This is a genomic window from Streptomyces sp. NPDC020681 (assembly GCF_044334895.1).
Classification (GTDB): Bacteria; Actinomycetota; Actinomycetes; order Streptomycetales; family Streptomycetaceae; genus Streptomyces.
In genome coordinates, this window is sequence record NZ_JBIRTX010000035.1 from 13,050 (window position 1) to 31,614 (window position 18,565).

Consider the following 18,565-nt stretch of genomic DNA (forward strand, 5'->3'; position numbering starts at 1 on the left):
TGGTCACTGTCTGCCGGACCGTATCTGATCTCACTCGACCTCATCGGCGCCCGACCTCGGCATCTGCTCCTCAACCAGCGGCGGCGACGGACTAGTCGCTGCGCTGGACCTCCTCATGGTCGGGAAGCCCTTCAGTGGTTCACGATCGCCTCGAGGACCTGTTTGGTGAGCTCCTTGTCGTAGATGACGCCTGCGATGCCTTTAGGCAGCGGGCGTTGGTTGATCCGCATGGTCGGCGTTCCCGGTGCCCCGTCGCTTTCGTACGACGCCTGCGCCGCGGCGACGAACGTCTTGTACTGCATCGTCTTGACGGCCGAGTCGAACCGGGCACCGCGGAGTCCTGGCACCTGGGAGGCGAGCTCGAGCAGGCGGTAGTCGGTGAAGCCGTCGATCTCTTCCGCCGGCTGGTTGGCGTACAGGACAGCGTGGTACTCCTCGAACTTGCCTTCTTCCAGGGCCGCACGGAGCGCGTTGACCGCCTTCTTGGATCCCTGGCCCCCGACGCGGTCGTCCAGGAATGACGCCAGCGTGTACTGGATCTTCAGCCTGCCCTGCGTGGCGAGTTCGTCGACGATGGACGCGCCGCCGGTGAGTTCGAACTCCTCGCAGTACGGGCACCGTGGATCCTCGTGGAGGCGGATCACGGTGGCGGCGGCCGGATCGCCCACCGTGATGGTGGCCCCGTCGGCCTCGAGCCGTTCCGGAAGCTCCCCGAACACCACGGGGTGCGCTGATGGACTCTCGTTTGAAGCCGGGGCGGTTCTCTTACCGCATCCCGCCGCGAGGAGGCACACGCCCGCGAACACGGCTGTCGTCGCGGCAATGCGTCTGCGTCTGACCTTGCTGAACTGCATGCTGGATCCCCACCCCTTGTTGATTGTCGGTGCAGGCTACAGCCAGTGGTGCGCCGCAGCGGATCGACTTTTCGGAGGCCACCCCCGGGCGGCCCCGGTGGTGCCCACGGGCCGCCCATGTCACTGCGTGGTGGTCCGCACCGGGAGCCGCGCCGGGCCGTGAAAGACTCCGCTGAGCTGCGGGAGCTGGTCGGCGGGTTCGGCGAGGGTGAGGCGCGGGACGCGTCGGGTGAGCGCGGCGACGGCCAGGGTCACCTGCAGACGGGCGAGGTGGGCGCCGAGGCAGTAGTGCCGTCCATGTCCGAGCGCGAAGGTCCGCTGCGGGGTGCGGGTCGGGTCGTAGCGGTCAGGGTGGGGACAGCGGTCGGGGTCGCGGTCGGCAGCCCCCAGGCTGAGCAGGACTCGCTGTCCGGCCGGGATACGGACGCCGTCGAGAGTGACTTCGTTGATGGTGTACCGGGTGACGCCGATTGCCACGGGGCCCTGCATCCTGAGGACTTCCTCCACTGCTCGTGGGACGAGGGCGGGATCCCGGGATAGTGCCTGGTATCGGCTGCGAGGGTCGAGCAGCGTCAGCAGGGTGCTGGCCAGGAGGGCGGCGCTGGTTTCGTAGCCCGCGACCAGCAGCAGCACGCCGGCGTCAACCGCTTCCGCCCGGGTGAGCCTTCCGTCCGCGAGCGCGCCGGCGAGAGTGCCTTCCACGGCGTGGGAGCGGCCGATGAGGTGGTCGATGCAGCCGCGCAACTCCCGCCGCGCGTCCTCTCGGACCTCCGGTGGCGCCCCGGGATCCAGTTGTCGCCGGACGAGCCGGTGGACGCCATCGCGCTCGGTTGCGGTGAGGCCGATCATGTCGCCGGTGATGTGCAGCGGTAGAGGGAGTGCCACCTCGCGCGCCAGGTCGACGGTTTCACCCTGGTCGAGTCGTTGGGCGACCCGTTCGACGAGCGTGTCGGTGAGGTGCTGGATCCGTGGCCGCTGGCGGTCGACGTTGGGGCGGCTGAAGGGGCGGCCGATGATCCGGCGGACCCGCTCGTGGTCAAGTCCCTCCAGCCCCATGATGGAGAGCTTCACGCTGGAGCGCGCTTCGCCGGGTGGGGCGTTGCCGGTGTGCAGCCAGCGGTCGTCGCTGCTGAGTCGTGGGTCGGTCAGCGCGGCCGCGACCGCGTCTGCGGTAGTGACGACCCAGACGGGCAGGCGTCCGTGCAGCCGTGCGGGGACGACGGGGCCCTGCTGGCGCAGCGCGGCGAGGCGTTGGTGCAGGCCCGGCCCGGAGTGCAGGTCGGGATGCGGACTCGGGCCGCTCGGCGTGCGGTTCACGAGGTCGACGCCCGATGGGTAGCCGGGGTGCGGCGCCGTGGTGCGGGCCGGTGGATGCGGGCGATCAGCGTGTGCACGAGGCGGGTGGGGTTGTCGTCGACCACCGCCAGATCGTCGACTCGCAGACCGTGGTGGCCGAAGAATCCGCCGGCGGCCGTGCGGCGCAGGAAGTCGAGCAGCGGCGTGTAGAACCCGCTCGTGTTGAGCAGTCCGACCGGTGGGGGCCCGGCGGTGTAGGCGTCGCCCGCCCACACGTGTGCGAGTTCGTCGAGGGTGCCGAGTCCGCCTGGCAGCGCGAGGACGGCATCGGCAAGGTCCACCAGCCGCGCCTTGCGCGTGGCGGTGTCCTGCACGATTTCGAGGCTGGTGAGCCCCGGGTGGGCGATGTCCGGGGAGTTCAGGGCGGCGGGCAGGATGCCGGTGACCGTTCCGCCGGCGGCGAGCGCGGCGTCGGCGAGCTGGCCCATCAGGCCGAGGCGTCCGCCACCAAAGACGACATGAATCCCACGTACGGCCAGCAGCCGTCCGGCCGCCGCGGCGGCCTGCAGATGGATGGGGTCGGCCGGGTCGGCTGCACCACAGAACACAGCGATCCGCGGTGCGTTGGCCACGGTGGCGGTCATCGCTCGCTCCATTCGATCCGTCCGAGTTCCTGCAGGGCGGGGAGGGCCTCGGCCAGGGCGCGGCGCTGCTTGCGGGCATAGTCGAGGTGGCTGTCCCGGACGGCTTCCGCGAGCTCGTAGCGCCATAGGCTGCCTGCCGGTTCGGCGAGGTCCTGCGGCGCGATGCCGTGTCGTGCGCACAGGTTGATCGCCTGCTGGTAGCCGACGATGTCGCTGGCGTGCTTGCGTGCACTCGGGTCGTCCCAGAGATCAACCAGCTCCTGTTGCAGAGTGCGGGCTTCGCCGGGGCGCGCGTGGTAGCCGAGCATCCGCTCCACCCGAGACGCGATGCCCGATTCGAATCGGCTCGCACTGCGCTCGACGCACACGGTGACCCGGACCCTCCAGCCCACGTACCAGGCGGTGCGGGCGAGGAGTTCGTGGGTCAGGCTGATCGAGCCGCCCTCCACGACCAGCGCGTTCGCCCCTTCCTCGAGGAACCGGCCCTGCAGTTGGATGAACCGGTCGACGGCGGGCTCAGCCGTGATCGGGCCGTCCGCGAGCCGCCCCGTGTCGAGATAGAGCCGCCGCACCCCGGCCACCTCTTCCCCAACCGGACGGTTGGAGCCGATCGTGAGCTCTCGGTAGCATTGGATCCGGTCCCATGCCACGACCGGGCACGGCCGTGCCGCGGCGGCCGCCAGCCGGTGAGCGAGACCCGTCTTGTCCAGGCCGGTGGGACCCAAAATCAGGTCGAGCGTGGGAGTCATCACGATCTCACCCCATCCGCCGCCGACCGCGACAACGGCCCTGAAGCTGTGCGGCTCTCGGGGAGGGGCTCGAGGACGAGCTTTCCGAGATACAGCGGCCGCGGCTGCGTGCTCTGTGGCCCGGCCTCGATGCCGTAGGCGAGCCGCAGTGCCAGCGCGGCCTGTTCGTACGGCTGCGTGTTGGTGTCGATGACGTACCTCACGAGAGCCCCCAGCCGGCGGGGAGAGAGTCCAACGCGGCCCTCAGTTGGGCGAGTTCGGTCGGCCCGGTCGGCGCGGTGACACGGATGCCGGAGGCGCTGTGGCCGGAGCCGTCGAACAGCCGCACCGCGATGCCGTGGTCCGCCAGGTGCGCGGCGACGGGGTGCGGGTCGAGGAGGTGGACGAAGCGGAAGTGGATGTCGGCGTCACTCACGAGCTCGTCGAAGCGCTCGACGAGCGCTTCGTGCAGGAGGCGGGCGTCGTGCTGGATGACCGGCCGTACGCGGCGCAACCAGTGCTCATCGTTCAACGCTGCGGAAGCCGCGTGCGTATCGAGCAGGCCCAACGGCCAGCTGATGAGCTCGGCCCGGACCCGTTCCCGCAGCCGCTCGTTGCGCGTCCACAGGATCCCGGCGCGGGTACCGACAAGACCCCAGGCTTTGCCGCTCGAAGTCAAGATCACCAAATTGTCGGCGTCCGCGCCGGCGAGGCTGAGCCCTTGGCCCTGGAACTCCACGTACTCCTCATCGACCACGAGCAGTGACTCCGGACGCTGCAGGGCGACCTCCAGCAGGGCCTCGGGTGGGATGAAGTGCCCGAGGGGGTTGGAGGGGTTGCTGAGCCAGACCACTGGGTGGCGCCACATGGCTTCGTGGACACGGGACAGGCGTGCCTCGACCGTGTCCCGCGCCGCATTCGCGGGCCCGTAGAACGTGGCGTAGGAGAACCTCTGCATGGTCTCGGTGTAGTCGGGAGAGACGACCGCGACCGTGCCGGTGCGGCGCAGGATGCGGGATAGTACTGCGATGAACTCGCTGACGCCCCGGCCGGGCAGCAGGTCCGCCGCCTGGACGCCGAGGTGCTCGGCGAAGGCCTGCAGATAGCGCTCCTCCGCCCCGTACGGCGGAGGCACAAGGTCACCCGGCCGTTCGTCGACAAGCGCGCGCACGGCGTCCAGGGCGCTCGGCGGAGGGCCGTACCGGTTCGCGCAGATACTCAGATCGGTGACGATCTGCCCCGGCGGGAACTGCGTCAGGTCGCCGCCCTGCACACTGGCGGGGTCGCGCGGCAGCGCCGGCGCTGGAAGGTGCAGCATCAGATCGCCCTCCGGTCGGAGTCGGGCTGGTGTGGCTCGGTATTGCGCAGGGCCGTGGTCAGGGTCGATGTCCAGCTGCTGAGGTACTGGGCCTTGTACGCGGCCTGGCCTGGTGCGGCGGTGGTGCGGCCGAGGTCGAGCGTGCTGAAACCGGCGTCCGCGAGCTGCTGGGTGAGGTGGCGGAGGAGAGCGTGCCCGGGCGCCAGGTCGAGGCGAGCGGGATCCATGGCCGGCAGCAGCGAGTAGACGTTGCGGCCGAGGTGCAGGCACAGCTGCGCGGCGATGACGTCCTCGTCGACGGAGAGGCTGGCGATGAACGCCATGCTGGCGCAGCGTTCGAGGATCGTGCGGAACCGCGCGTCGGCCGGGTTCAGCCGCTGCTGGTCGGTCTGCGGCCCGGACCAGCGCAGCCGGTGCAAGTGCGCCAGCACCGGATACGCGTCGAGCAGCTCCTGCACCGTGCTGGTGCGGCGGTAGACCACCGTGTGCCCGTTCGCGGACAGGTCCTGCCACGTCCGGCGACGGCGGCGGTGGTCGCGCTGGGTGGAGCGGGACATCGCGGTGTAGTCCACGGGCAGTTGGATGCGGGCGCACGGGGTGACAACGTGAGGCCACTGGGCGATGTACCGGCCCAGCGCGCTGTTCGCCGGGACGTCGGGCAGCATGACATCCGTGCCGAGAGTGCTCAGTGTCCGGGCGATCGCCGCTGCGACGGCGGGCTGCTCGGCTTCCGGGCCGACCAGGCGGACGTATTCGGCTTCCGGCGCAGACAGCGGTGTCGTTTCCATCCGGCCGGCGATGCTGCGGTCACGGACCACGGCCAGGGCCGCGCGTGAGGCCGCATGCGAGTGGGCGACCAGGATCTGCAGCTTCGCGGTGTGCGGGAGGTGGTCCGCGTGTGCGCGCAGCCACTGCGGCGACTGATATGGCGTTGCCCATGGGGTCTGCTCGTACAGGGCCGGCCAGTTGGAGGTGAGGAAATCTCGTGCTGCTTGGCCGTCGAGCACGCGGACGGTAGGTGCGGTGGCGGGTTGGTTGGGTCTGAGGTCGAGCGTGGATTTGGTCATGGGCGTGAACTCCCGTACGGAGCGGGTGCGTCGTGAAGGCACGGCCGGCTGTTGCTGGGGCTGTGCGTGACGCGGAGCGAGGCGTTGATCAGGGCTCTCAGCGGGATGCACAGGGCGGCGCCGATTCCTCCCGCGGCGAGGATGCTCGCGCCGGCGAGGAGTTCACCGCCGGTGCTCAGGGACCAGGCCGTCAGCGTGGGTGCGGCGATGACGGCGACGGCGAGCGTGCTGGACCAGATGCCGGCGTAGCTGCCGCGCGCTCCCGGCGGTGAGATGCGGTCCACGAGATTGGACGCGGCGATGAAGAGGATCACTTCGCCGGGCACGGAGCACACGGCGACGAAGCTGTAGCCGGTGGTCGTGGCGGCGAGTCCGGCCGCCCCCATTCCGGCGCCCAGAAGTAACGAACTCGCTGCGAGGGGGCCGGTCATGGGGACCTCGCGGGCGGCGCGGCGGCTGAGCCAGGGAGTGAGGAGGGGCGTGACGGCGATGACCGCGGCCGCGGTGGCGACCTGGGTACAGCCGTACGCGGCCGCATCGAGTCCTTGCGCGGCCATCAGCAGCGGCAGCGACGAGAACATCCCCGCCGCGCACGTCATCGCGCACAGACTCGCCAGCCACAGCAGCCACAGCCGCCGGTCTGCGAGCGCGGCCCGAAACCGGGGCCTCTCCCCCGTGGCGGGGTGCGCGTTGGTGCGCGTGGGTTTCATGAATCGCCAGGCGATGAGTCCGCCCGTCGCACAGGCGGCGGCGTTGGCCCAGAACAGCCACGAGACCCCGACGCGGTGGGCGAGCAGGCCGCCGACCGCGCCGGTGAGACCTGCGGCAATGTTGACGGAGAAGTGGCGCGCGGCGTTGACGGTCGTCCGGGCTGCCTCGTTGGGCATCGTGGTCGCGATGACGGCCGACACGATCGGCCGCGGCGCGTCGTAGACCATGCCGACCACGGCCGCAGCGGCGAACAGGGCGGGTGCGGTGCGGACTTCGGCGAGGACCGGCAGGGTGATCGAAGCCAGGAGCAGTGCGCCGATGAGGGTGGTTCGTCGGCCGAGCCGGTCGGAGAGCCAGCCGCACAGCAGCTGGCCGGCGAACCAGCCCGCCCCGAACGCAGCCACGATCCGCCCTGCCGTGCTGGTCGACAAGCCCAGCTCACTGGCCCGGAAACTGAGGAAAGGGAGGGCGAACCCGGCAGCGCGGACCACGAAGGTGCACGCCAGCAGGGCCCAGATGACCGCAGGCCAGCGGGCGCTCCGGCCGGCGGAGCTCCGGTCGACAGTGGCAGGCGGTCGGGTTCGTACGGTGGTGATGGACACGGGCACTCCCGAAACGCGTTCGGTGGTGTGCGGCCTCCAGCCCTGACGCCCCAGGAACAGCGGGACCTGGGGGTGAGGAGGAAGTGGTGGTGAGGGGTGCCGCCGGGGGCAGCGACACCCCTCCAGGGGGCCAAGAGCCGCCCAGAGGTGGTGAAAACAGCTCTTGGCCGGTCTCAAAGGAGATACGGCGGGCGGGCGACAGTTCCGGCGGAGCGGATCAGGGCCGTGCCGCGTCTTGGCGCGGTTCAGCCGCAGTGGACCTTGAAGGCTCCGCCGACGTACGACCCGCGGTCCGGGAGGGTGACACCTCCGCGTACGTTGATGCAGTCGCCGGGGGCGTAGAGGTATACCGGCCCCGCGTAGTACCGGTAGTTCTTGTCGATTCCGTCGCACTGCACGGCGACGTTCTTGTCGGCGTTTTCGAGGCAGACCGTGATCCTGCTGGCCTTGCCCGCAAATCCTGATGCCGGCCGGGTGATGGCGCAGTTCTTGCCGGTTGCCGCGGAGTAGTACAGGTCGATGCGCCCTCCGACGTACGGCTTCGCCCAGTCGCGGGTGACCTGATAGGAGTCGATCTTGGCGTAGCTGCTTCCGCAGGAGCCGGTGGGTGCTGCGCTGGCGGTGGAGGGCAGGGCCAGCAGTCCTGCGGAGATCGCGGCGGCGCTGGTGGCTACCGCGGTGATGCGTCGGCCGGTGCTGTTCACGGCGAGGTCCCTTTCTAGGACGTAAGGCATATATCGGGCAGGCGCGGGCGTGGGGGGCCGCGGGCCGTCGGCATCAGAAGCAGAGAGAGGCGCGGCCCGGGCGCGGGTGAGCGAGGTTCAGACGGCCGGCGACGCGGTGAAGTCGTAGGCGCGGTAGCGCTTGCCGTCGTTGTTCCAGTCGAGCCTCAGCGAGCCGTCGGGGCCAGGCCCTTCGCGGTGCCGATCCGATACGTGAGCACCGGTGTCGTGTAGGAGCCGTTGTAGTTCGCGTTCGCGCTGGAGTTCTCCAGGTGCGATTCGATGCGGTAGTAGTTGCCGCTCCTGACGATCGGGTCCGCGCCCGCCCGGCTCCGCTTAACCTGGAGCTGGAAGTACGCGCCGTCGAAGATGCCGCGGTCATCCACCGCGCCGCCGACCGGGCCGTCCCAGGAGACCTTCGCGTACGTGTACACGTGGCGGCCGGAGCGCTTGGCGCAGAGCCGCACGGTGACGTCCCAGTTGTCGGCCCACGGGCCGGAGTAGGACGGGTCGTCGATGCTCTTCTTGCTGGTGCTGCACTTGTAGCTCGCAGCCGACGCGGGGGCTGCGGTCGCCAGGGCTCCGGCCGTGATGGCGGCGGTGGCGACGAGTGCGGTGATGACGGATCGCTTGGGTACGGACATGCGGAAGTTGCCTTTCACTCGGATAAGCCGTATATGGGGCGCATTTGGGCATGTGGGAGCCCGGTGGGCCGTACACGGCTGAATTTCGGGGTTGCCGAAACGGCTCGGCGTGCGGCGGGGCGCGTGTGGGCGCGGCCGCGCGGAACGAGCTGGCGGCGTCTATGGGGCAGGGAAGGCCATGCGGCGGGCGTTCGTACCGCCCACGTTGGGTGCGGTGCGGCAAAAATTCCTGCTGGGGAGCGTGTTTTCGGCTTCTGCCGGCACCGCCCGCACGACGGGCGCCGATGGCTCCCCCGGGCGGTCGGCCGCGACTGGTTAGGTCAGGGCCGACGGCGAGTCGCCGGGCGGTGTCAAGGCACCGACGACTGTGTGGTGTTGAGGCCGGACGGAACCGCGTACGTGCGCGGCTGGGACCGGCGGCCGCGCGATCCGAGGCGGCGGCCAGGCCGCTGTGAGGCGGCCGGAGTGACGATGCATGATGCGTTCCCTCTGTCTGGGTCAGAGGGCCGTGATGCTCAAGCTGGACCGGGTGGGGCGAGGGATCTCGTTCGCCCTGCCCCCCGGAGGGGGAGGTGGTCTATCCTGAGCGCCGCCGACGTGCTCCAACACGACGGTGGCAAGGCCCCGGTGGATTTCTTGGATCTGCTGGTGGTGACTCCGCACGAGTCAGTGGTGCCGGCGCTTCGACAGGCCGGCACCGCCGTGCACCCTTGGTGCCCGGTTCGCGAGGCTGACGGCAGTCAGTCCCCCGGCGCCCGCCCCCTACGGGGCGCCACCCCTCCCCCGCTGCCCGTTGACCCTATTGAGGTCCGTGCCATCGACGCTGGATCGCGTTCAGGGGGCACGGCGGATCCGGCGACACGGCCCTGACCAGCGCTTCCGCGTAAAGTGCGAAAACTCCCTCGGCCGTCGTGTTCCGGATTTCGATCCTGTCCGGTTCCGGCGGCATCCCATATCGGATCGTGACGTGCGATCAGAGATGCCGCGGAACTGGATATCCCCGAAATCCCGATGATTTCGCGGTGTTCTCGTCCCCGCAGGAGACCAGAGCTCTCTGGAGAGGAAGGTACTGGGCTGCGGTGTGCTGGAGTTCCACTCCTTGTTTCACCAGTTGGCATCCACGGCAATGCCCCCTGTGGGGGCATCACCGTCTGCGCGAGGGGATTCCACCCTGCCGGCCGTGGGCAAAGAAGGCTGATTTCGTGGTCTGCGGCAAGGGAAGCGAGGCTGTCCGAATCGGTGTTGCTGACTCGGCCCATCTGTAGCCATACAGACCCGATAGGAAGGTGAGGCAGCACATGGGGAACGACGGCCATAAGGATCTTTGAGTCGGCGAACTGTGTGATGGTGATCTCAGCCGCCGCGAGGCGCCCGGCCCACTGCCCGTTCACGGCGGTGAGTTCAGCAAGTACCGCAGCCTCAGCTGCGCTGCATGCGTCAGGCAAAACCCAGGCGTCCACCGTCATGCCGGCGGCGCGCAGTTCGCCCGCTATTGGTATGGCATCACGAACCGATCCGAGCACGACTGCGCGGCGAAATGGCATGCCGAACACCTCCGGGTTTGGTTTCGTTTCCGATCGGGCCTCACGGTAGGGGTGCCGGGAGGACCGTGCCATTGCACGAGTGCACACTTGTGGCTTCGCCGACTTTCTCTCTTGCACACCGAACAAAAGCCACTGGATGCGGAGTTCGCAGAGAGCGGAGGTTCGTCTTGGACGTGGTGGTGCAGATTCACTGTCCGCGCCTGGCGGTACATGTGCCTGACCATCGGGAGCAATCGCGCCGCTCTGAGTAGGGAGTCAGCGAGCGCCGTCCAGGCGTCGTCAAGCCACGGCGGGGCATGCCGAGATGAGCGCCGGGGTTCCGGTGCAGATGCTCAGTGCGATACTGATGTCGCGGATGCCAGCCAGGGTGGTGAGGTCGCGGCCAGTGACCTGCTCGGCGGTCTTGAGATGGTTACGCACCGTCGCCTCCGACAGCCCCAGGGCTCGGGCCGCCTCGTCCACACGGGCATCGTGGTCCAGCCAGGCCTGCAGTGTGCGCTTGAGATCGCGTCGGTCAACCGCCAGAAGGTCCAGCACCGATTCCGCCCAGGCGCGTACTCGCGGGCCAGCCAGAAAGCTGCTCAGCGTACAACCTGACGCCCCGTCGCTGGCCACGGCGGCAGGGATCGCCGCCTTAATGTCGAGGGCCAGACCGACAATGACCTTGCTGCGAACGGAACCGAGGTCCAGGCCGAGGAGTTCCGCTGCCCGAGCCAGCCGCATAGCGACCGTGTTCCGATGGACATGGAGGCGGCGGGCCGCCTCCGCGGCGTTGGAGCGGGCGAGCGCCACCCGCAGGGTGCGCTCCATTTCCTCGGCATGGGCCGGAAGAAGGCCGCCGATGGGTGCAAGCACGTGAATCGCCCAAGCGCGCGCGGCAGCCGGCTCGAGCACATCGACCAGGTTCGCCCGGTCCGCGCTCAGCACGACGGGATCCTTCGTGAGTTCAGTGTCGCTCAGCGCGGCGACGGCTTCCTCGTGGGCGCTGGGCACCCTCGCGATCGGGCGTCGGCTGCTGCCGGCCATGCGATGCGGCCCGCCGAGGGACAGCACCAGCCGCTGCAGATCACCGGCGATGCCGGCGTCGGCCGCCGCGGTGTGGTGCAAGGGCTCCACGACCACAATGTGCCGCTCGTTGGTGGGGCAGCGGACGACCAGTGCGCGGCCAACGGCCGCGGCTGCCACACGCCGTACGGATACATCGCGCAGGCTGGCCGCGCCGCAGTCGATCACAAAGACGCGGGACTGGTCGGCGGAGCTCAAACCCGGGGCGAGACCTGCCATCACCCTCAGCGCCTTGGCCGGCTCCCCGTTCATCAAGAGCTGGTAGCTGGCGGCGCGCGCTTCACGAGCGGACTGGGCCACGCCTTCGTACTCCGTATGGGCCTGGTCTACCAAGCCCATCAGCTTGGCAGCGTGCTGGATAAGCAAGCCGTCGGCCTCGTCGAAGGGCCGGTCCGCTGCCACAGCCAGCACAGGCGCATCCTTGCGAGTCGGCGCGAGCGAGACGATCCGGGTATGGCCATGGGAGCCAGCGCCAAGCGGCGGGATCGGCCTGGGGCCGCCCACGGACTGGCGGGTGACACCAGAGGTGGCATGGTCGGGAGCGGCGGCGAGGACACCGCGGTCTCGATCGCTGACACGAACCAGCGCATCGAGCGCGGCCGCGAGCCACTCCGTGATGCGCCGCATCGCCGTGGCATCAGCCAACTGGGCGGGGAGGCTGCGCAGAAGCCCGGCGAGGTCGTCCAACTGGCGCTCGGCGTACTGGGCGCGGCAATACTGGATGCCTTCGTTGAGGCTGTCCCAGGTCGACGGGTGGGCCGTGGTTGTCAGGAGCGGGATGCGCAGGCGGCTGGCGATGGTGCACGTGGTAGGCGGGTAGGCCGAAAGGTCCTGCTCAGGTGTAGTGACCACCAGCCCGGCCGCGCCGAATTTCGCCAGGGTGCGGAGCGTTCGATCCACCGCTTCCGCGGTTGCTCCCTCGATCCCGCCGGCGGAAAGGGTGAGGAGGATCAGCGTCCCGGGCGGGTGGGCAAGGTCCACGTCGCCAGCCAGCAGGCGCTCCTGGCTAATCGTAACAAGCGTCGCGACTTTGGCGTCGGGGCCGGTAGCTGTCACTCCCCCGACGAACCGCAGTTCCAGCTCTGCGCGCTCATCGACCAGGTAACCGAGAGTCGGCATGTCTCCGTCCTCGCGTCGCATGTGAAACGCCGGTGGCGATCCGGTGTCCCCGCTTCGACCGCAGGCGTCGAAGGCCGGTCGCAGACCCGACAGCAAGTAGGCGCTGCACAGAGCGAGCAGGAGACTGCGGCCGCACCGCTTGGTGCCAGTGACACTCAGAGCGTGCCACTCGGTGTCAGCGAGGTGTCTGATCCTGGCGCAGCAAACCCATTCATGTCAACAATCGTTGAAGCGTAACCCTCCCGGACAGGCCATCGGCGGTCGAGTGTAAACAATTGTGCCTGCCCCCGAGACGTGCAACACGGCGAACCGCTAGCCTCGGAGCGGTCGCGTATTTTCGCGGCCACCCCGCCAGCCCCACGGGATAGGAGACCGCCTGGCCATGGATGCCACGGACGCACCTCGGGCGGATGATCTTGGAGTGGCAGTTGCTGCCATCGACGACCTCTTGCAGGCATTGGAACTGGACCGCAGCGTCATCGCCTTCGACAAGATTTCCTTCGAAACTGGCATCGCAGTTGATCGGGTGCACGCACTACTCGATGAGAGAAACGAGGAACCCGAGGATCTGCAAGAGTCCTTTCAGCAGCGCCTCGTCTTTCTGCGGGAGACACGTGTCAAACCCGGCGGTAAGCGGTACACCCTCGACGAAATAGGAGAGGGCGCCGGAATCTCCCACGGCCAGGTGGGCTACCTACTGAAGGGGCAACGCAGTCCCGGGCTCGCCGTCCTTGCGAGCTTGGAGAAGTTCTTCGACGTTCCGCCAGGGTTCTTCACTGCTACCGAGCGCCAAGCGCTGCACAGGGCCCTCAAGCCGATCCACGATCAGCTAACCCACCTAGCGTTGCTCAAGGGCAAGGGCGTATCCCATGTAGCGATGCGAAGCAGCGCTGCTGCCGACAACGACAGCACTCTGGGCCGGGAACTGCGGGCAGCGCTCACGGTCGCGCTGGACAGGCCAGAGAGCGAGGATCTCGAGATGCGTGAGCTCACGGACACCATGCGATCTCTCCCCTCCAAGAGCAGAAAGCGGGTCTTCCCTTTGATCCAGGGGTTGCTGGGACTGGCACGACCCGACAACGAAGAACCGACGGACGAATCCCCCGCCCGGAGGGCTTGATGTCAGCACCGCCACTTTCGACCACGAGCCGCTGCGGCGTAACTGCCATCATGGTGGCGAAACCAAGTCCCGCCAACCGCCCATGGGCTAGGGCTCCACAAACGCTCGGCGCCCGCCGCGATGGCTGCGCCCGATGGGACTATCCGTCTCCGCAGACCCCATTGAGCGATGGGCGACAGCCTTGTGCACCGTCACAACCGACGGCCCGCTGTGGCCTGGTGCTCGCGTCACGGCACCAACGGCGAGTACGGGCAGCGAGGTCTTCAGCCCCTGGACAATGGGCGGTAGTCGGAAAGCTCGTGCCTGGCCACGGCGGGAGGAAGGCAACCCACTAGGTTATGTTTGGGACTTCGAACAAAAACTTCCCCAACCCCGACGGCCCGTCCTCGCCACGTCGGCGCCTGGGCCACTTATGGGCCTCCCTCAGAGAGCAATCGGCGATATTCCTCGCGACATGGTCGACGACCCGACTTATCCGTCGCGACTTGGGTCTTTCCGGCGTGCGCGACCTGCAGGGACTTGTCGACGCCATTGCGGCAAGGCGCAACAAATCCATCAGCGTCACCGAGGCGCCGCTGCCGCCGGAACTCTCCGCGTTTTGCGCACGGGGCAAGGACCGCGACTTCATCGTGGTCGACTCCACGGCGAATGAACTCACCCGCCTCCACGCCTGCCTTCACGAACTCTTCCACCTGTGGGAAGAACACCCGTCGGACGACGACGGCACTGCGGAACACCCCATGGCCGAGGACTGGGTGCGTCAGCTGCTTCCCGGACTCAGGCCTGGCCCCGTACTTCAGATCCTGACCCGGTCGCACTACGAGGCTGCTCATGAGCGGCGAGCAGAGGCGTTTGCCACCGTGATGCTCCAGCGGCACCTTCAGCTGCGGAGCGACCAGAACAGCAACGGGTTCCTCACCTCAGCTCTTGCCCACAGGAGGACGGGTGTCTGAGAACGCGTCCACGATTGTCTACCTGATCATCGCCGTGTCCAACTTCGCAATCGCCGGCTGGAAGGGCCTCGCACTCCTTCGTGACCCCACGCCAACCCTGACCCTGATCACCTCGACATTCGTCTGTTCCGGCGTGGTGTACGTCATGGCAGCCCCTGCTGGCTACCGGGCCCTGGGAGAGGCTGTCGGACAGAGCAGCTTCGCGACCCTGCCGGTCTACGTCGGCATCCTGTTCTGCTTCGCTCACCTCCACCTGCTCACACTGCTCTGGAATCCCCAACTGCGGAAAACACCGACAACGCTCCGCAGCCGACTGATTGCCTGGAGCATGGCGTACGGCACGGCCGCGGTCCTGATGGTCATTTCGTTCAGTGCTGCCGACCTCTCCGGGCCATCAGCCCCTCTCACGTTCAACACCACCTTCGCCCACGACCAAGTCGTCCTGTTGTTTCTAGCGATCTTCCTATCCACCCTGACCTGCGGCACATTGAGCACCTTCCGGCAGTGCCGCAAGATCACACTCGAGGACCCGCGGCTGCAGCACGCCCTGCGCTCCTTTGGCATTGCCATGCTGTTCGTCTTCGGCTACGTCGTGTGCGGAGTGCCTGCGATTGCACTGGCGGCAACGGGCCATCACGCGCTCGACGCCCTAGGCGTGTTCGGATCGACCTTCGGCGCGACCGGTGCTCTGATCGCCAGCTACGGACTGTCCGGTGCGGCGGTGAGCGCATGGCTACGGGAGCGCCGCGATATCAAGGCGCTGCAGCCTCTTTGGGATCTCGTAGTCGAAGGAGTCGACGAGGACCTGGCCTTCAGCGCGAGCAGCGCCCGAAGCCACCGCCTGGCATGGAACGTGACGTTCAACTTGCACCGCCGGGTCATCGAGATCCTCGACGGGATGCGCGCCTTGCGCCCCTGGCTCTCCTTGGCGCCTATGCAGGCCGTGTACTCCTTGCATGAGAGGCAGGCGTCTCAACACTCCGGTGAAACACCGCGCCTGCCAGAGCACGAGGTGCAGGCGGCCGCCACGGCTGCTGCCCTCCGCGACGCAGTTGAGAGCATGCAAGCTGCCCGGCGTGAGCAGGCGCATCACAGTCGCGCCCGCCGACCTCAAGCTCCCGAGGGCCCCGCGGTCCCCCTGCCCGGTCAGGACACGCCTGCCGCAGTCGAGCGTGACCGCCTGCTGCGAGTGGCCCAGTGGCTCACCAGCCCCCTTGTCACAGCGGCATTGCAGGAGGTGCGGGGCACAGGCAATGATCACGCGGTATCCAAGACAGCGTAGCCACACATTCATTGTTGTCTTCGGCCGGGAAGTCCCAGCTGGTGAAGCCGAACTGCCTCCGGGCGGCCACGGCGGATAGGGTCCCGGTGCCGCCCTCGGGGGCGATCGCGCTAGGGTCTGCGGCGCGCCCGGCGTCGGCCCAAGCACTTCATCGGCTCAAATTGGGGGTTCTTCCGTGCGTCGAGCGGTTGTCCTGGGTGGGAGCTTTGCTGGATTGCTCACTGCTCGCGTCCTCAGCGACCACGCCGACGAGGTAATCATCCTCGAGCCCGACGACCTCGTCGAGAACGACACTGGCCTCGGCTCTCCGCAGAGGCACCAACTCCATGCGCTGCTATCCATGGGGCGCACACAGCTCGAGCGCTGGCTCCCCGGCATAACTCAGGAACTCATCGATGCCGGTGCCCAACTGGGCAGTGGCAAGGACGTCCAGTTCTACGTCGACGGTGCAATGAGGCCGCCGGTCCCGGGTCTTCAGATGATCGGCGCGACACGCTCCTTCCTCGAAAGCCATGTTCGCCGACGCGTCTTGACCCTACCGAACGTCCACATCCAGGCAGGCAGGGCACACGATCTGATCTTCAGCGGCCGGCGGGTCGGTGGTGTGCGCTTCTCCGCCATTGGTGACACCCCCGCCACACCCGACGGCGACCTCGACGCGGACCTCGTGGTGGACGCGATGGGCCGGTCTAGTCGGCTGGGCACGTGGCTCGACCGGAACGCCTGGGATCGCGCTCCGTTGGACCGAATGACGATTGACCTCGGCTACGCCACCGCCGTCTTCCACCGCGGCGACGAACTCCCCAACACCGTAGTCGCGCACGCAACGCCGGGACCATCCAGCGGATACCAGCCGACTCTCAGCGAGCCGGGAGCACTTGTGGCAGTTGAGGAGAACCGTTGGACAGTAGTGCTGGCCGGCTACACCAACTACCGCCCCGGTCGAGATCCGGATGAATTCCGGGCGCGAATGCGGCGGTGTGTCACCGCCCTGCGGCGGGTTGCAGACCACTGTGAGATGGACGGGAAGGTCAAAACTTTCCAGTTCCGCGAGAGTCAGCGACGCGACTTCACACGCCTAGCTCGCTTCCCAGGCGGCCTAGTAGCCGTCGGCGACTCCGTGGCATCGGTAAACCCGATCTACGGCCAGGGTCTTACCCTGGCTGCCCTGCAGGCTTCCTGCCTATCCGCACACCTGCGAGCTGGATCCTCCCCGCACGAACCTGCCTGGGCATACTTCCGCCGTGTGGCTGCGGTCGTTGACGCGGCCTGGCAGTTGTCAACCACGGCCGACCTCGCCCAGCCTCATGTGACTGGCCCATATCCCCGCGGCTACCGGCTCATCCGCTGGGCCGGTGACAAGATCACCGCCGCATCTGTAGTCGACCCCCTCGTGAACAAGGCGTACATGGACGTGGTGCACATGCGCGCCCACCCGAGAACGCTCACCCGACCGTCCGTGCTGCTCAGGACGACACGCGCCCTGTCAGCCAGCGCGCGCCGGCCCGTCCCCCTGCCCACGCAACCGGGTCAGCGTTGAAGAGAGGATGGCGCCAGCCTGCTGCGCACTCGCGGGGCTGGCCCGCAGACGCCCCAACCGGGTGCCGACGCCTACAGAACGAAGACACCATGAACGTGGCAGTTTCCAAGCGCCCCGCGCACGGAGCAACTCCACATGAAGGGGAGTGTGAATATGCCGACGTGGACCCACACGCTCGACCAGTCACGCATCTGCGGCCCACAGCTGCGTCGCGACTACAGTGAGCAGCGTCGGCTCGTAGCCCAGTTCGCTCGAGCTGAGTACGCAGCGGTCCGCCTGCTCCTGCAGCCGTCCCTCGTCCCCGACGTCATTGCCGCCACCGCATTCATGCACCACAGTGACAACCTCATCGATCAAGGATCACGAAGTGAGCGCCTTGTCGCGCTTGCGGATTGGGACCGACAGGTACAAACAGCCCTGGGGAGCGACAGAAGCGATCAGCCGGTTCTGCGAACCCTGATCCACGCCATTACTCGGCACCCCCAGCTGCGGGAGCACGTCGAGCAGTTCCTCCAGGGAGCACAGCTGGAGGTGGAGTGGGAAGACTTCTCATCCGAGAGCGACTTCCAACGCTATATCGACGCCTATTCGCTACCGGCGTTCATGCTCATTGCCTGCCTACTTGCATCACACTCCTCGACACCGGACTACCGCGCCAGCTGCCGAACCTTCATCGAGGCAAGCCAGCGGCTGGACTTCCTGGAAGACATCGCCGAGGACCTCGCAACCGGACGACTTGGCATCCCCCAGGACGCCCTCGCCCTGCACGGCGTCAATCGCGACGACCTGCACCAGGCCCGCGCCACCGCTGGCGTCCGTGAGCTGATCCGCCATCAGGTTGCCCAGATCCGTCCCGGCCTGACCGCATCGTACGGCCTCGTGGACCTCGTGGAACCGCTCAGCCGACCACTCACACACGCTCTCGTCACCTTGCAAGAACTCCGCCTTCGCGCTGTGGCCAAAGCGGGCACAACCCTCCTGCGCAGGGCCACTAGCCCCTCCGTAGTAGCAGCCCTTGGTGTACTGGCGCGGGAATACCGCGTTTCACGCCGTCAGCGCGGCGATCACTAGGGGGCCGCTTCTCTCCCCTCTGAGGCGAGCGTTCACGCGGACGCGGTCGCGCGCGACGGCGGCACCTACGAGCCGCGTCCGTGGTAAGCGTCGTGGTAGTCGATCGCCGCCTGGATTTGCTTTCTCACTCTCGGCCGTTCACGAGGGAAAGGATCGGAACGCACGATCGGCGGGTCCTGCGGCGGCGTCGCACCCGAGTATCTCCGGCCAGGTACGCGGTTGCGCGTGAGCATTGGGTTCAGATGAGCAAATCGGGCTCTTCGCAGTTGAGGGTGTAGCGGCGAG

The 18,565-nt window shown here is 67.9% G+C and carries 16 protein-coding genes; 5 read left to right on the plus strand and 11 right to left on the minus strand.

Annotation, left to right across the window (positions count from 1 at the left end; all coding sequences use genetic code 11):
- Nucleotides 1-131 precede the first annotated feature (131 nt).
- The 11 genes from ACH4YL_RS38540 to ACH4YL_RS38590 all read right to left on the minus strand — a co-directional run bounded on the left by ACH4YL_RS38540 (nt 132) and on the right by ACH4YL_RS38590 (nt 12,314).
- Nucleotides 132-722: a DsbA family protein gene (locus ACH4YL_RS38540; protein WP_398512194.1), complete on the minus strand. Its 591-nt coding sequence runs from the start codon at nt 720-722 to the stop codon at nt 132-134.
- 252 nt (nt 723-974) lie between these two features.
- Nucleotides 975-2,171 carry a cytochrome P450 gene (locus ACH4YL_RS38545; RefSeq protein ID WP_398512195.1) on the minus strand — a complete coding sequence of 399 codons (1,197 nt, stop codon included), beginning with the start codon at nt 2,169-2,171 and terminating at the stop codon, nt 975-977.
- Nucleotides 2,168-2,794: a TIGR00730 family Rossman fold protein gene (locus tag ACH4YL_RS38550; protein ID WP_398512196.1), complete on the minus strand. Its 627-nt coding sequence runs from the start codon at nt 2,792-2,794 to the stop codon at nt 2,168-2,170. The genes ACH4YL_RS38545 and ACH4YL_RS38550 overlap by 4 nt, the downstream gene beginning before the upstream one ends.
- The gene (locus ACH4YL_RS38555; RefSeq protein WP_398512197.1) at nt 2,791-3,543 is read right to left on the minus strand and encodes an isopentenyl transferase family protein; all 753 of its coding nucleotides are present in this window, start codon (nt 3,541-3,543) and stop codon (nt 2,791-2,793) included. Before ACH4YL_RS38555 ends, ACH4YL_RS38550 begins: the two co-directional genes overlap by 4 nt.
- A complete protein-coding gene (locus ACH4YL_RS38560) occupies nt 3,543-3,746 on the minus strand; it encodes a hypothetical protein (RefSeq protein WP_398512198.1) in 204 nt (67 codons plus the stop codon). Before ACH4YL_RS38560 ends, ACH4YL_RS38555 begins: the two co-directional genes overlap by 1 nt.
- A complete protein-coding gene (locus ACH4YL_RS38565) occupies nt 3,743-4,840 on the minus strand; it encodes an aminotransferase class I/II-fold pyridoxal phosphate-dependent enzyme (RefSeq protein WP_398512199.1) in 1,098 nt (365 codons plus the stop codon). The genes ACH4YL_RS38560 and ACH4YL_RS38565 overlap by 4 nt, the downstream gene beginning before the upstream one ends.
- A complete protein-coding gene (locus ACH4YL_RS38570; protein WP_398512200.1) occupies nt 4,840-5,907 on the minus strand; it encodes a GNAT family N-acetyltransferase in 1,068 nt (355 codons plus the stop codon). The genes ACH4YL_RS38565 and ACH4YL_RS38570 overlap by 1 nt, the downstream gene beginning before the upstream one ends.
- Nucleotides 5,904-7,226, minus strand: a complete 1,323-nt coding sequence (locus ACH4YL_RS38575; protein WP_398512201.1) for an MFS transporter — start codon at nt 7,224-7,226, stop codon at nt 5,904-5,906. The genes ACH4YL_RS38570 and ACH4YL_RS38575 overlap by 4 nt, the downstream gene beginning before the upstream one ends.
- Nucleotides 7,227-7,465: 239 nt before the next feature.
- On the minus strand, nt 7,466-7,924 hold the full coding sequence (locus ACH4YL_RS38580; protein WP_398512202.1) for a hypothetical protein: 459 nt from the start codon (nt 7,922-7,924) through the stop codon (nt 7,466-7,468).
- Between the two features lie 185 nt (nt 7,925-8,109).
- On the minus strand, nt 8,110-8,586 hold the full coding sequence (locus ACH4YL_RS38585; RefSeq protein ID WP_398512203.1) for a hypothetical protein: 477 nt from the start codon (nt 8,584-8,586) through the stop codon (nt 8,110-8,112).
- A gap of 1,823 nt (nt 8,587-10,409) precedes the next feature.
- Nucleotides 10,410-12,314 (minus strand): helix-turn-helix domain-containing protein, encoded by a 1,905-nt coding sequence (locus tag ACH4YL_RS38590; RefSeq protein WP_398512204.1) that lies wholly within the window; start codon nt 12,312-12,314, stop codon nt 10,410-10,412.
- A gap of 382 nt (nt 12,315-12,696) precedes the next feature.
- Between ACH4YL_RS38590 and ACH4YL_RS38595 the strand changes: the two genes are divergently transcribed.
- The 5 genes from ACH4YL_RS38595 to ACH4YL_RS38615 all read left to right on the plus strand — a co-directional run bounded on the left by ACH4YL_RS38595 (nt 12,697) and on the right by ACH4YL_RS38615 (nt 18,280).
- Nucleotides 12,697-13,434: a helix-turn-helix domain-containing protein gene (locus tag ACH4YL_RS38595; RefSeq protein WP_398512205.1), complete on the plus strand. Its 738-nt coding sequence runs from the start codon at nt 12,697-12,699 to the stop codon at nt 13,432-13,434.
- 500 nt (nt 13,435-13,934) lie between these two features.
- Entirely contained in the window at nt 13,935-14,387 is a 453-nt protein-coding gene (locus ACH4YL_RS38600; protein ID WP_398512206.1) for a hypothetical protein, read from the plus strand.
- Complete coding sequence (locus ACH4YL_RS38605) at nt 14,380-15,669, plus strand: MAB_1171c family putative transporter (protein ID WP_398512207.1); 1,290 nt, start codon at nt 14,380-14,382, stop codon at nt 15,667-15,669. Before ACH4YL_RS38600 ends, ACH4YL_RS38605 begins: the two co-directional genes overlap by 8 nt.
- A gap of 214 nt (nt 15,670-15,883) precedes the next feature.
- Complete coding sequence (locus tag ACH4YL_RS38610; protein WP_398512208.1) at nt 15,884-17,209, plus strand: NAD(P)/FAD-dependent oxidoreductase; 1,326 nt, start codon at nt 15,884-15,886, stop codon at nt 17,207-17,209.
- 153 nt (nt 17,210-17,362) lie between these two features.
- Entirely contained in the window at nt 17,363-18,280 is a 918-nt protein-coding gene (locus ACH4YL_RS38615; RefSeq protein WP_398512209.1) for a squalene/phytoene synthase family protein, read from the plus strand.
- The last annotated feature ends 285 nt before the right edge of the window (nt 18,281-18,565 follow it).

Coding starts and splice junctions, on each gene's coding strand:
- ACH4YL_RS38550 (WP_398512196.1), bottom strand. CDS start 2,794: ATGACCGCCACCGTGGCCAACGCACCGCGGATCGCTGTGTTCTGTGGT.
- ACH4YL_RS38555 (WP_398512197.1), bottom strand. CDS start 3,543: ATGACTCCCACGCTCGACCTGATTTTGGGTCCCACCGGCCTGGACAAG.
- ACH4YL_RS38565 (WP_398512199.1), bottom strand. CDS start 4,840: ATGCTGCACCTTCCAGCGCCGGCGCTGCCGCGCGACCCCGCCAGTGTG.
- ACH4YL_RS38570 (WP_398512200.1), bottom strand. CDS start 5,907: ATGACCAAATCCACGCTCGACCTCAGACCCAACCAACCCGCCACCGCA.
- ACH4YL_RS38585 (WP_398512203.1), bottom strand. CDS start 8,586: ATGTCCGTACCCAAGCGATCCGTCATCACCGCACTCGTCGCCACCGCC.
- ACH4YL_RS38590 (WP_398512204.1), bottom strand. CDS start 12,314: ATGCCGACTCTCGGTTACCTGGTCGATGAGCGCGCAGAGCTGGAACTG.
- ACH4YL_RS38595 (WP_398512205.1), top strand. CDS start 12,697: ATGGATGCCACGGACGCACCTCGGGCGGATGATCTTGGAGTGGCAGTT.
- ACH4YL_RS38615 (WP_398512209.1), top strand. CDS start 17,363: ATGCCGACGTGGACCCACACGCTCGACCAGTCACGCATCTGCGGCCCA.